Genomic DNA, 13,180 nt, shown 5'->3' with positions numbered 1-13,180 from the left:
AACTTAACTTTAATACTGAGACATCATTTGATAAAGTCAGCTAAATAATTCATTAATGCATCCCAGTCAAGAGTTTTCATTGTAAATAACATTGTTGGTTAAAAAGTCGGGCTACAAAGTGCTGTTTTAATAAGCTTGGAAGAGAAAGACTAAATCATAGTTAGCTATTTCTAGTAGTTAATATAGGTGTAAAAATTTGACAAAAAGTTTTTAAAGTTAAAGAAAGGCTAAAGCCATGAAGAAGACGTAATTGGGCCTTGCATAAATAGTTTATAAATTAATTTCAGCGTTGGAACGCTGCTCAGCTCTTCCGCTAGCAAAGCTTAACTGTGTTTAAAATTAAAACTTAAATAATATTTAATTTTTGCCCTTCACGATTTTTTCTTTTTTGTGTTCTAATTAAATTTAAGTGTAGTTTATTAGCTGCTTTGGTAAACACTCTTAGCTAAGACTTTACTGGCTAATGCTTTTGCCGATTCTGATCGCGATACGCGCGCAGTTTCCGTAAACAAACCGTCTGAAGACCGACACCATTATCTTACCTAAGCACAGATCAGTGATTAAAATTATCATTCTAGTTAATTGCTATAACATATCCATAATATAGCTACTCTAAAACATTCAAATATTATACCCTGTTAAATGAGAAATCATGTGATACTAAATAAAAATACATTAACGCAACTAAAACTATTAAATCAGCAACCATAAGAATAATTTAATTTTAACAGCAAAAAGTATAAATTTTTTTGCTTTTTCGAAACCATTATACATAGTTAGCTGACGATAACCTTTGCTAAGTTATTTGCTACGCACACATACGTAAAATTTACATAAATGGCTAATAGGTCGTGAAATTTACGAGCAACAACAATATTTTCGCCTTTATATCTAATTTCTGAATTAATCCTCTGCCGCTGTCAGAAAGATCGATTAGAAGATTAATGTTTAAGTAATAATCCGGTTCTAGTATGTTTGTATTTACACAGCTGCAAGTAGAATTGAGCAAGCATTATCCAATTAGCAAGCTATGTATGCTTCAACCCGATTACTCACACGACGAAGCCCAGCCAAACCATCACGTTCTAGATTTCTAACTCGGTCACGGCTCATTCCTAGAATACGTCCGATTCCGGTAAGACTCATGGGGTCTTCACCATCCATGCCAAAGCGCATGCGCAGAACTTGTTCTTGAAGACGGGGTAGCTGTTCAAGCAAGCTGCGAAGGTCGCCTTTTAGGCAATCCTCTTCTACTTGGTCGCTAGGGAGTTCATTATTTCCGGAAAGCAATTCCAACAGTTCCGTATCGTCACCATCACCAACTTTCATCTCTAAACTCACAGGCTGACGGGCACGACACATCAAATCTTTAACTTCATCTTCCGGAAGTTCTACACATTCAGCAAGTTCAGTAACGGTAGGAGTACGCCCTAATTCTTGGCTCAACTCCCGCTGACCTTTCTTCAACTTATTCAACATCTCGGTGATATGAATTGGTAACCGGATTGTGCGGCTCTTCTCCGCAATGGCACGGGTGATACCCTGACGTATCCACCAATAGGCATATGTAGAAAACTTATAGCCACGTGTAGGATCAAACTTCTCAACGCCGCGCACAAGACCAATAGTTCCTTCCTGAATCAAATCCAGAAGCTCCATGTTTCGCTTGGTGTATTTCTTGGCAACGCTGACGACCAAGCGCAGATTAGCCGCCACCATCCGCTCTTTGGCTCGGCGACCATGCTGCAATTTGCGCTTGAGTTGCACACTTGTAACTCCAACTACCTTAGCGAGCTGTTCGTGTGCTGGCTTGATGCCATCTCTGCTTTCTAGCTCCAACTCCAGGGCTTCAATCGCCATGAGTTCCTGAACTTGACGACCCAAGGTGATCTCTTGTTCATGGGTGAGTAAGGGAACGCGTCCGATGTCGCGTAGATAAGAACGCACCAAGTCGACATCAACACCAACAGTACGGGAAGGATTTGCTGGTTTTGAAGCAGCGGTAGCGACGAGAGCCATGGCGCTTCTGTTTAGCTATGTAAAGCGTACTCCTAAGAAACGTAAACGAGTTCTCAAAAAGAGGCAGCAGCCAGAAATAGAGTAGAAATACTTGTTATTTGCCCTAGTTCAGGTAGATTGCGCAGCAACCACTCCGCTGTCTTCAGATAGATCAACGTGCCTGCTACGTCTGTACATGTAGTTATGAATGGGGTAGACATCAGAGCTGGATCAAGCCCCATCCGATCGAATAAGAGCGGGAAAGCTGCACCTGCTGTAGCTGCCATTGTTGTTATGGCAAGGAGGCTGATGCCTACGGATAAGCCTATTAAGGCGCTTTCACCACGCCACCAAGCAAAAGGCAGCACAAGACCCATCATTAATACTCCGAGAAGAGCACCGGCTAACATCTCCCGCATCACTACAGCCTGTAGGCTTCCTAAGGCTGAGATACTCTGGGTACTTAAACCACGAATCACTACGGTTGAGCTCTGGGCACCAACGTTTCCGCCAGCTCCACCAAGCAGAGGAATGAAGGCTGCCAGAAGCACCACTTGCTCAAGAATCTCTTCATTGGCGGCAATCACCTCCGAGGTGAAAAAGCTTGCCGCTACGAGCACAACAAGCCAGATAACCCGCCGCCGAGCTACAACGAAAAGGCTGCTGCTAAAATAGTCGTCGTCGTCACCAGCCTGGACGGCCCCAGCAGCATAGAAGTCGCGAGTGGCTTCTTGCTCAATCACGTCGATGATATCATCGACGGTGATGATTCCCACCAAGCGCTTTTCTGAATCCACCACAGGCACCGCCAGAAAATCGTAACGCTGAATGGTGCGTGCCACTTTCTCCTGATCGGTATCCGTCGAAACACTGAGAACATCGCTAGCCATAACATCGCTAATTCGCGCGCTTAGATCAGCGGTTACTAAATCCCGCAACGACAGAATTCCAGTGAGGCAGCGTTTGGCATCCGTGACATATAGCGAATAAATAGTTTCTGTTTCACGAGCGCGAAGACGAATAATTTCCAAGGCCACAGCAGCAGTCTGATTCTCCTTTAAAGCGATATACTCCGTCGTCATTAGGCGGCCGGCGGTTTCCGCCTTGTAGCCGAGCAATTCAGCGGTCACCCTGCGCTCTTCCGCACTAAGCTCGGTCAGTAATTGGCGCACTACCTTGGCGGGTAGCTCTTCGAATAGCCGCGCCCGATCGTCGGGTGACATCTCTTCTACAACCTCGCGCATCTCACCCGAGCGCAACAGAACCAACAGATTCTGTTGCGTCGCATTGTCTAAATATTCATAGACACTGATCGCTTCGTTCTTTCCCAGTAAACGAAAAGCAATAGCCTGAAGGGTAGTGGGTAAACTGCCGATCGCCTCAGCGATATCCACCGCCTGTATTGGTTCGAGCAACAACTTCACTGCGTCGTAATTTCCGACAGACAGCATCGCCTCCAGTTGTTGACTTACGGCTTGTGCCATCAGCTCAAGTTCGACCGTGATCTGCCTTTTTCAGTCCCCGTCACCTCCATCATGCTTCTTCGGGTGGAATTTCAGGTGTATGGTCGCTACAGCCGGTTAATCTTCCGAAATACTTGACCTCAGCTATGACGATCAACGTCAGTGACGTTTCTGTGAAATCCTCTGATGGCACAACAAAGTCTCTTGGTGATTACGCAGGCAAGGTGCTGCTAATCGTGAATGTGGCAAGCCGTTGCGGGTTTACCAAGCAATACGCCGGTCTGCAAGCTCTAAATAAGGCTTACGCGGGCAAGGGGCTGGCTGTGCTTGGTTTCCCTTGCAATGACTTTGGCGCTCAGGAACCGGGAACGCTCGATGAAATCAAGAACTTTTGCTCTACCCAATTTGGCGTCGACTTCGAACTCTTCAGTAAAGTGCATGCTAAAGGGGATACGACTGAGCCCTATACGACTTTGAACAAAACTGAGCCGGTAGGTGATGTTGCTTGGAATTTCGAGAAGTTTTTGATAGCAAAAGATAGTACAGTGATAGCCCGCTATAAGAGCGACGTAACGCCTGATTCGCTTAAGACCCCCATCGAAGCAGCACTGGCTGTCTGAACTCTAGCTCGGGCCTGTTCAGTACAATCGGGAATTGAAATTTTGTTCTATGGCTCTAGAGAGGGGCCAGTTCGGAGCGCAGATCTAACTTCAATCTCTAACACCTGATACAGTACAGGTGTTAGAGATTGAACCACCGAAGCTGACTAGTGACCCAGCACTCGCAATATTTACTCAACATAGGCATAATTGGGAGAAATTATCCAGTCGCCAGGATGAGCACGGCAAGATAGCAATCACGAGTTGACCGTCAGCACGCGACTTATCAAACAAGTCTCATAGCAAAAGTGAAAAATGTAGAAGGTGCTTAGGTTTTCGAAAAGCTAGCTTCAATCCAACTAGCACCCAATCACGACCTAGGCTCTTGGGACCAGCGATATAGTATCAAGCGTGGAGCCAACCACGGGATCGATCTTCAGATATGAGCTGCACATGCACTCAGTCTTTGCCATCGGCAGCTGGCCATCAACGTAGTAGATGCAATGATGCGCTAACCTCAAATGTGGGCAAGCACGGTGCTATTAATAGTGGTCTTAGGCGAAAAGGAGAGTTAGCTAAGAGATGCAGGTGATCGGCACCAGCGCGGTGACGAATCTGAGGCTAACAGCTCCCAGCACCACCGGCAGGTAGTGCCGTTGGTGCTATCAATATTACTCCTAATAACCAATTCCATTCTAATACGGGGCCCATCAAATATCAAGCGCCATCATGTCGAGTTCAGCGCTATGGGTTTCAATAAACTCTCGGCGGGGAGCCACTTTGTCTCCCATCAAGATTGTGAAAATACGATCAGCCTCTAAAGCATCTTCAATCTCAATCCGCTTCATCATTCGTGTGGTAGGATCCATTGTAGTCTCCCATAATTGTTTGGGCATCATTTCACCCAGACCCTTAAAGCGTTGAATCGTATAACTAGCTTTTTCACCAAAACTTTTGAGAGTTTTTTGCAAATCTGAATTATTATAACAGTAAGTGTGATTCTTACCGCGTTCAATTTTGTAAAGCGGAGGACACGCAATGTAGATATAACCACCTTCAACTAATTCTTTTTGATAACGATAGAAGAATGTAAGGATCAAGGTACGGATATGAGCGCCATCAACGTCTGCGTCTGTCATTATAACAATACGATTGTAGCGTAAGTTTTTTTGATCAAAATCGTCGCCTTTAATTCCCAATCCTAGGGCTGTAATTAGGGCTTGGATCTCAGCATTTTTATAAATTTTAGCATCGTCAGTTTTTTCAATATTCAAAATCTTACCCCGTAGAGGAAGAATAGCTTGGAAGCGACGATCACGTCCTTGTTTGGCTGAACCACCAGCCGAATCACCTTCTACAATGTAAATCTCTGACTCACTAGGGTCGCGAGAGCTGCAATCGGCTAATTTACCAGGAAGAGTTGAACTTTCCAGAACACTCTTACGGCGCACTAGTTCACGTGCCCGCCGCGCTGCTTCAGCAGCGTTGAAGGCTTGAATTGCTTTCTCCAGAATCGAAGTAATCACCGAAGGATTGAATTCCAAGAATTGACTCAGAGCCTCACCCACCAAGTTGTCGACAATGCTGCGTACCTCGGTATTTCCAAGCCTAGTTTTTGTTTGACCTTCAAATTCGGGCTCCGGTACCTTTACTGATAACACCACCGTTAGACCTTCGCGGATGTTTTCACCTGCCAAGTTTGAGTCAGTTTCTTTGCGTTTACCGAGTTTTTTAGCAAAAGCATTGAGTGTGCGTGTGAGTACTGTTTTAAGGCCCTCGATATGTGTGCCACCATCAACTGTTCGGATATTGTTAGCAAAGCTAAGAACGCTGTCCGAATAGGCATCGGAGCACCACTGCAACGCAGCTTCTACCTGGACACCATCCTTTTCAGAGTTAACGTAGATTATGTCTGGATGTAGGGGTTCTTTCTCCTTATTTACGTAGGCCACATATTCCTTAATGCCGCCTTCATAACAATATTTCTCTTCATGAGGCTCACCTGCCTCGCTACGAGCAGCTTCGCGCTCATCGCGGAACACAATTTGAACACCACCATTGAGATAAGCTAGTTCACGCAACCGGACGGATAGAGTGACGTAATCAAAAGTGATACCGTCGGTGAAAATTTGAAAATCAGGACGGAAGCACACCGTTGTACCGGTTATGTGCTGTTCTGAGTCCGGTTGGGGCTCGGATAACAGGCTGCCGGTTGCTTTGCCGCGTTCAAAACGCTGACGGTGTATCTCGCCTTGACGACGTACGGTTACCTGTACCCATTCACTTAGGGCATTCACTACAGACAAACCAACGCCGTGCAAACCACCAGACACCTTGTAGCCGCCAGTGCCGAATTTGCCGCCGGCGTGCAGCACAGTGAGCACTGTTTCTAAAGCACTCTTCCCGGTGCGAGAATGCACATCTGTAGGAATTCCTCGTCCGTTATCACTGACGGACACCGAGCCATTGTCTCCTAGGACGACAACGATCCGATCACAATATCCCGCCAGAGCTTCATCCACTGCGTTGTCTACTACCTCGTGTACCAGATGGTGAAGCCCCCGGGGACCGGTACTGCCGATGTACATACCTGGGCGCTTCCGGACGGGTTCTAAGCCCTCCAGCACTTGAATCTGCTCGGCGCCATAAGCATTCTGAATCGTGGAAGCGTCGCTCATTTAAAAACTCTCAAACCAGTCAATCGGGTTCTAAGCGGCCGCAGTGGGCCTGACTAAGCCCACCCTGAAGTCGATAGTAGTCTAACACCGGCCGCTTATAGCCCCCCTCAGAAGCGTCCAGGGGGCGGTTTTCAGCCAGTCTGCATCATCTCTTTGGCTACTGCTTTTTACTACCGCAATGTCTTGCAAACCCCTCATAATTGTCCTCTTGGGACCCACCGCTAGCGGCAAAACTGTCTTGGCCCTCGAGTTAGCCGAGCGTCTCGGACTATCAGTAATCAATGTGGATTCTCGCCAATTATATAGGGAAATGGATATAGGCACATCTAAGCCCACACCTGAACAACAAGCGCGGGTAACCCATCATCTGCTTGATCTACGCGATCCAAACCAGCCAATGACGCTGCAGGAATTCCAAGCGGAAGCGACCTCTTGCATCGAGCGCGAATTGGACAAGAAGGGTATCGCACTCTTGGCGGGAGGAAGCGGTCTCTACCTCAAATCGCTCACCAGCGGCCTTCAACCACCTGCCGTCGCGCCACAGCCTGAACTGAGAAAGCAATTTAGCACTATGGGGCAACCTATCTGCCACCTCCTCCTGGCCGCCGCAGACCCAATTGCCGCTGCAAAAATTTCTCCCGCAGACGCAGTTCGGACTCAACGTGCCCTGGAGGTACTTTATGCCTCGGGTGAACTAATGAGTCGCCAGGCTACCACTGTGCCTCCTCCATGGCGGATATTGGAATTAGGGCTCAACCCCGCCAATTTGCAGGCACGCATCGAGCAACGCACTGGACGATTTTATCAAGAAGGCTTAATCGAAGAAACTCAGCGCTTGGCGGTAAAGTATGGTGCGGACTTATCCTTGTTGCAGACTATCGGCTACGGTGAAGCGCTGCGGGTTATCGATGGATCGATCGCACAGGCGTCGGCTATTGCTATTACCAACCGGCGCACCCAGAGGCTTGCCAAACGCCAGCGCACTTGGTTTCGTCACCAGCATTCCCCACATTGGTTGAACGATTCACTTACTCTAACCGAAGCGATGACACAGATCGAACGACAACTAGTGTAAGCCAAGCAGGCGTTCGTATTCGCTGTCCTGTCTGCAACTGTTCCATCTTCTCTTTGAATGCCCCCACGTCCCCGTTTTGATCGTCGCGCTCCGGTTCGGGAGCTCCCTAACATTAATGAACGTATCAATTATCCTCAATTACGGGTTGTTGATTCGGATGGTAGTCAACTCGGCGTAGTTAGTAGGGAGGAAGCTCTGGCGGTGTCGGAAGAGCGTGAACTGGATTTGGTACTGGTCAGCGAAAAAGCCGACCCTCCAGTGTGCCGGATCATGGATTATGGCAAATTTAAATTCGAACAAGAAAAAAAGGCTAAGGAAGCTAAAAAGAAATCGCATCAGACCGAAGTGAAAGAGGTCAAGATGCGGTACAAGATCGACTCACATGACTACGATGTGCGAATCGGCCAGGCACAGCGTTTTCTTAAAGCAGGAGACAAGGTAAAGTGCACGGTCATCTTCCGAGGCCGAGAGATTCAGCACACCGCTCTGGCTGAGACCTTGCTACAACGTATGGCAAATGACCTCGAGGAGAAAGCCGAAATCCAACAGTCTCCTAAAAGGGAGGGGCGCAATATGATCATGTTTCTTACTCCCCGTAAAACGCCGCTACTAAAGAAAGACGACAAAAATTCCAATCTTCGTCAAGCCATGCGTACTGTTTCTGCCTCTACGCCACTGCAGCCGAAGAAGCGACAACCCCTAAGGTCTGACTAAGCCTCGATGAAGGGCAACTATGTTTCAAGGTAAATAATCGGAACGAAGTTTTCTTAACTTATGTCTTGACTGTCTAGAACCAAAGATCTGTGTCTTTACCCTGCGTGCAGCCAACCTCGACCTGCGACTCTCTGTGTCCTCAAAACTACAGTAGCGTTTGCTTAGAAAAATTTAGATCTTTGAATGTGTCAGACGCGCACTACGCCAAGCTAGTTGTTCTTTGTGTTAATGGTAGATGGAGGTCTTAACGTTGGCGAAGCCACCTTCGAAAATGTACCGCAGTTAATTTTCAGACACCAAAAAACCAAAACCAGAGTGAGGGGATGCGACGGCAGCTAGGGCCGCATTGTTACTAAAACAAAAGCCCATACCTCCGAATGATTTCGAAACAGCTGTGGATTAAACTAGATGATAGCAGTGAAAACATCCTCAAAGAATTTGATTTAGTCGTTGTGGCGTTCTTAATAGGATTACTTTGATCAATAGTGCCGCAAACGCGCTTACCCACACTAAAAATCTTGAGCGTCACGACGACGACATAATTATCATACGGTGGTGGCTCCCATTGCATAATTTTATGTCAACTGACGGCCGTCCGCACTAAAACAGCACAATTTCAACCATCAAATCAACCCAGTCTCCGCAAACAGAGCCAGAAGAGGTCAAAGGTGTACAGACACACAAATAATTGTCACCAGTGGGATCGCTCCGTATGGTGGCCGCATTCCAACCTGGCCCATTGGTGTGCGATTTCATATCCAGCAGGAAAGCGACATTCCGGCGTCGACCCAGCTGTACAACCAGATCTGCTTCGCCATCGCTGCACGACACTATCCACCAGGACACCGCTTGCCCAGCACTCGCCAACTGGCAATGCAGACTGGATTGCACCGCAACACTATTAGCAAGGTGTATCGCCAGCTCGAAACTAACGGTGTGGTCGAAGCTATGGCTGGATCGGGCATATATGTGCGCGACCAACAAAAATTGCGAGAGATCAAAACATCACCCCACATCCGCAACCGTGGTGTTCCCGATCTCAATCGGGAAGTACGCAGATGCGTAGACGGCCTACTTAATGCTGGCTGCACGCTGCAGCAAACCCGAGAATTGCTCACTCGGGAGATCGACTGGCGCTTACGTTGTGGTAGTCGAGTGTTAGTAAGCACTCCTCGTGAGGACATCGGCGCTTCGGTATTAATCGCTGAAGAACTGGAACCTTGTCTTGATGTGCCCGTTGAAGTGGTGCCAATGGAGGAGCTGGAAAGCGTTTTGGAAGACTCAAGTAACGGCACAGTGGTAACCAGCCGCTACTTTCTCCAGCCCGTGGAAGAACTCGCCAAAAAACATAGTGTGCGAGCTGTGGCGCTCGATCTTAACGATTTTCACTATGAACTGGCCATGCTTAAGGAGTTGCGTCCAGGCAGTTGCGTGGGCCTTGTAAGCATCAGCCCAGGCATCCTACGGGCAGCAGAAGTGATCTTGCATTCGATGCGTGGTAACGAGTTGCTTTTAATGACCGCAACGTCTGATGTAGGGAGTCGATTACTAGCATTGCTACGTGCTTCTAGCCATGTGCTCTGCGATCGTCCCAGCCTGCCCCTTGTAGAGCGAAGCTTGCGTCAGAATCGGGCCCAATTGATGCGAATGCCGCAACTGCACTGCGCCGAAAGTTACCTAAGCATCGATACGATCGAATTACTCCGCAAGGAAATCGGCCTACAGACTTCCACGGCCGTTAGCTAGCCTCTTGCCGATGCTTGATCAGATCCATGCCGATCTTGCCATCATCCGCGAGCGCGACCCGGCTGCTCGGGACTGGCTGGAGATGCTGTTTTGCTATCCGGGCTTGCACGCTATCAGCTTGCACCGACTGAGCCATCGACTATGGCGCAGCAAGCTGCCACTAAAGCTTCTAGCAAGATGTTTAAGCCAAATAGGCCGTGCCCTTACTGGCATTGAGATTCACCCCGGCGCACGTATCGGGAACAGTGTGTTTATTGACCATGGCATGGGAGTGGTAATCGGAGAAACCGCTGAGATCGGACACCGCTGCCTGCTGTACCAGGGGGTGACCCTAGGTGGAACAGGTAAAGATCATGGAAAACGCCATCCCACTCTGGCAGAAAATGTTGTAGTGGGGGCCGGAGCGAAGGTATTAGGAGCTATCACAATTGGGGCTAACACCCGCATCGGTGCAGGTTCCGTGGTGGTGCGCGATGTGGAAGAAGATTCCACCGTAGTAGGTATCCCTGGCCGGGTAATTCATCAGAGCGGAGTGCGGATCAACCCTTTGGCTCATTCTGCTCTTCCCGATGCGGAGGCAAATATGATCCGCAATCTAATAGAGCGCATCGATCAACTAGAAAACACTGTTATCTCTTTGCAGCGTTGCCTAAACGAAGTAACTGCAGGTCGTCAATTTACAGATGAGTGTGTGGGCGAGGCACAAAATCTTAAAGATCGTGAGATTCTTGAGTTCCTTGGGGAGAACACTGGGTGAGCTTTGCTTTGTTGCGTTGTGCTGCGGTAGTTGCTTGCCGTAACGAAGCAGATTTACTGAAACGGCATCTGCCGGTATGGATTAGTGAAGGACTTGAATTGGTAGTGATCGACCATAGCTCTAGTGATGAGACACAGGCTGTTGCCAATGCCTATCTGAATCATGGCGTATTAGCAGTGAGTACTATGAAATGGTTGGGATATTTTAGCCTTGACCAGCAGCTTGCTGCTAAAGCTGCTGTAATTGAGTCACTCGATCATGATTGGGTGGTGCACTTAGATACTGATGAATGGTTACATAGTCCTCATAGTGGCGAAACTTTACAACAAGCGATTAGTCGATTGGCAGCGACTGGTGCTAATGCAGTGAATTTTGAGGAATTTGTGTTTTTGCCTCTTATTTCAGGTCAACCAGCGGAGCATTATTATTTTTTTGAATCAACATCACAGCGACTACACCGAGCTTGGGCTCGGTGTAGTCGCTTCAACAATCAAAGCAATGGTGGTCATCAACTAAATGACATCGGTAATACACCGTTACGCCTAGCAAAAGAATCTCTAATACTCCGTCACTACATTGCGCGTAATCAATATCAAGTGCAACAAAAATACTTACAACGCCATTTTAGTCCAGAAGAATTACACAAAGGTTGGCATAAGAATCGACTGCAACTCTCCGCCAGACAGCTCACTTTTCCCGATGCCTCAGAGCTTGAACAGCTTGCTATGCCGAAACAACGAAAGCTAGAACGTAGCACCTCTCACAAAAAGCACTACTGGCATTGGCCCGATGCTACCAAAACCAGACCTTGCCGTAGCATAGTGTGCCTCTATTGCTGTGCGGCTGATACTGCTCTCCTCAATGATTTTTACAGTTCAAGTTTATGGAAACTAATTCGCCAGCGAGCGGACACATTATTACTCGAAGTGTGGGGGGGCGGGAAAACAGTAGATCATTGTGATGGGCGACGCCTAATCCTAGCCACACCTGAGGCCTACGATCAACTTTGCTACAAAACCCTACGGATGTTGCGCTGGTGCATCCGACGGCTGCGCTTTAAACAACTGATTAAGATTGACCTCACCTGTGTGAATTACCGCGGACGACAGGCCATTGAACCTAAAGCGGTGGTCACTTGGCTAGAAGGACGACTCACGGAACCACTGCGTGAACCCACCCATTACGACGGGTTCCTTCACCACATTGCTCCTGTACAGGATGACATCCACCTATGGGGGCGTAACAAGGGCGTGTCCGTGGAACCAGAACGGGTTTTCGGAATTGGCGGTAACGTGCCAAGTTTTTATAGCGGTAAGGCTTACGCCCTGAGTCGATCCTTAATGCGCTACATCGCGGGCTATGGTGCACCTGTAGCGCGCGAACACGCTCGCTTCCTTTGCGGAGCCGAGGATTTGATGGTTGGTCGGATGGCCAAACGGTTCCAAGTCACTCAATCTGCTCGTAGAACCTGATTATTTTTCTTCACGCTGATGATTCGGCGCGGATAAGAAAACCCCCTCCACCACTCAGGGTAAGCGTAACCGGGATGCAACATCCGGGTAGGTGGGTACTCCAGCATGTAGCGATTCATATGGCTCTCATCGTGCCATAAGGGCATTACTCCAGACCGGAGATCAGCCCGGATGCGACGAGCCAGCCGCCGGCTCATACGAAGGAAATCCGTGCGTTCCCCACCTTGAAAACAATTTTGAAAATAAGGGCCTTGATATTCAATCGGAATCTGGGCACGACAAGCTGGGTTTCGATCAAATGGGCAATCTACGGATTGAGTGTTCACAAAAGCAGGATGGGTTACTACCACGCGTCTACCAAGAATCTCATCACCCACATCTACAAATGCCATGTCGGCATCTACATAAAAGAGGTAATCGCAATCTACTAAACGATTAGCATGGCGGTAAAAATGATGGTACCGCTGTAGTGAGATACCTGGAAATGGCTCATGGGGAACGTCGATTACCTCCACCCAAGAATGCGAACAGACTTGAGGACGATCCGTGAACAGGATGAAACGTGAATGTAAGGCACCAGAATAGTGAGCCTGGATAGATTCCAAACAGCTCAATGCTAGAGACAGATAGCGATTGGTGCCGATTACCAACCAACCGATGGTAGCCACGACTGCATCC

Annotated in this window: 12 protein-coding genes; 7 read left to right on the top strand and 5 right to left on the bottom strand. The window is 48.1% G+C overall.

Translation table 11 applies throughout. The features are described 5' to 3' along the window. Positions 1-1,020 precede the first annotated feature (1,020 nt). Both ABWV55_RS01720 and mgtE read right to left on the bottom strand, forming a co-directional pair. A complete protein-coding gene (locus ABWV55_RS01720; protein WP_353292028.1) occupies positions 1,021-2,019 on the bottom strand; it encodes an RpoD/SigA family RNA polymerase sigma factor in 999 nt (332 codons plus the stop codon). A 53-nt stretch (positions 2,020-2,072) separates the two neighbouring features. Next, positions 2,073-3,482 (bottom strand): magnesium transporter, encoded by a 1,410-nt coding sequence (mgtE, locus tag ABWV55_RS01715; RefSeq protein WP_353292027.1) that lies wholly within the window; start codon positions 3,480-3,482, stop codon positions 2,073-2,075. Here mgtE and ABWV55_RS01710 point away from each other — a divergent pair. Then, positions 3,474-3,599 (top strand): hypothetical protein, encoded by a 126-nt coding sequence (locus ABWV55_RS01710; protein WP_353292026.1) that lies wholly within the window; start codon positions 3,474-3,476, stop codon positions 3,597-3,599. The genes mgtE and ABWV55_RS01710 overlap by 9 nt on opposite strands. A gap of 8 nt (positions 3,600-3,607) precedes the next feature. Next, positions 3,608-4,081, top strand: coding sequence for a glutathione peroxidase (locus ABWV55_RS01705; protein WP_353292803.1), 474 nt, complete (start codon positions 3,608-3,610; stop codon positions 4,079-4,081). A gap of 689 nt (positions 4,082-4,770) precedes the next feature. Here ABWV55_RS01705 and gyrB read toward each other — a convergent pair. Continuing rightward, positions 4,771-6,738 (bottom strand): DNA topoisomerase (ATP-hydrolyzing) subunit B, encoded by a 1,968-nt coding sequence (gene gyrB / locus ABWV55_RS01700; protein ID WP_353292025.1) that lies wholly within the window; start codon positions 6,736-6,738, stop codon positions 4,771-4,773. Between the two features lie 178 nt (positions 6,739-6,916). Between gyrB and miaA the strand changes: the two genes are divergently transcribed. After that, entirely contained in the window at positions 6,917-7,813 is an 897-nt protein-coding gene (miaA, locus tag ABWV55_RS01695) for a tRNA (adenosine(37)-N6)-dimethylallyltransferase MiaA (RefSeq protein ID WP_353292024.1), read from the top strand. Positions 7,814-7,870: 57 nt separating this feature from the next. Beyond that, positions 7,871-8,527 carry a translation initiation factor IF-3 gene (gene infC, locus ABWV55_RS01690; protein ID WP_353292023.1) on the top strand — a complete coding sequence of 219 codons (657 nt, stop codon included), beginning with the start codon at positions 7,871-7,873 and terminating at the stop codon, positions 8,525-8,527. A gap of 600 nt (positions 8,528-9,127) precedes the next feature. Here the strand turns inward: infC and ABWV55_RS01685 are convergent. Continuing rightward, positions 9,128-9,373: a hypothetical protein gene (locus ABWV55_RS01685; protein ID WP_353292819.1), complete on the bottom strand. Its 246-nt coding sequence runs from the start codon at positions 9,371-9,373 to the stop codon at positions 9,128-9,130. Here ABWV55_RS01685 and ABWV55_RS01680 point away from each other — a divergent pair. Genes ABWV55_RS01680 through ABWV55_RS01670 form a run of 3 tightly spaced genes read left to right on the top strand, consistent with a single transcriptional unit; the run spans position 9,272 to position 12,502 of the window. Continuing rightward, on the top strand, positions 9,272-10,273 hold the full coding sequence (locus ABWV55_RS01680) for a GntR family transcriptional regulator (RefSeq protein ID WP_353292022.1): 1,002 nt from the start codon (positions 9,272-9,274) through the stop codon (positions 10,271-10,273). The genes ABWV55_RS01685 and ABWV55_RS01680 overlap by 102 nt on opposite strands. A 10-nt stretch (positions 10,274-10,283) precedes the next feature. Continuing rightward, positions 10,284-11,030 carry a serine O-acetyltransferase gene (gene cysE / locus ABWV55_RS01675; protein WP_353292021.1) on the top strand — a complete coding sequence of 249 codons (747 nt, stop codon included), beginning with the start codon at positions 10,284-10,286 and terminating at the stop codon, positions 11,028-11,030. Continuing rightward, positions 11,027-12,502, top strand: a complete 1,476-nt coding sequence (locus ABWV55_RS01670) for a glycosyltransferase family 2 protein (protein ID WP_353292020.1) — start codon at positions 11,027-11,029, stop codon at positions 12,500-12,502. The genes cysE and ABWV55_RS01670 overlap by 4 nt, the downstream gene beginning before the upstream one ends. Here ABWV55_RS01670 and ABWV55_RS01665 read toward each other — a convergent pair. Next, on the bottom strand, positions 12,481-13,170 hold the full coding sequence (locus ABWV55_RS01665) for a hypothetical protein (RefSeq protein WP_353292019.1): 690 nt from the start codon (positions 13,168-13,170) through the stop codon (positions 12,481-12,483). The genes ABWV55_RS01670 and ABWV55_RS01665 overlap by 22 nt on opposite strands. Positions 13,171-13,180: the final 10 nt, after the last annotated feature.

The organism is Synechococcus sp. M16CYN (assembly GCF_040371545.1).
Classification (GTDB): domain Bacteria; phylum Cyanobacteriota; class Cyanobacteriia; order PCC-6307; family Cyanobiaceae; genus Parasynechococcus.
Note: the sequence above shows the minus strand (reverse complement) of the source record. Positions and strands in the feature narration are given on the sequence as shown.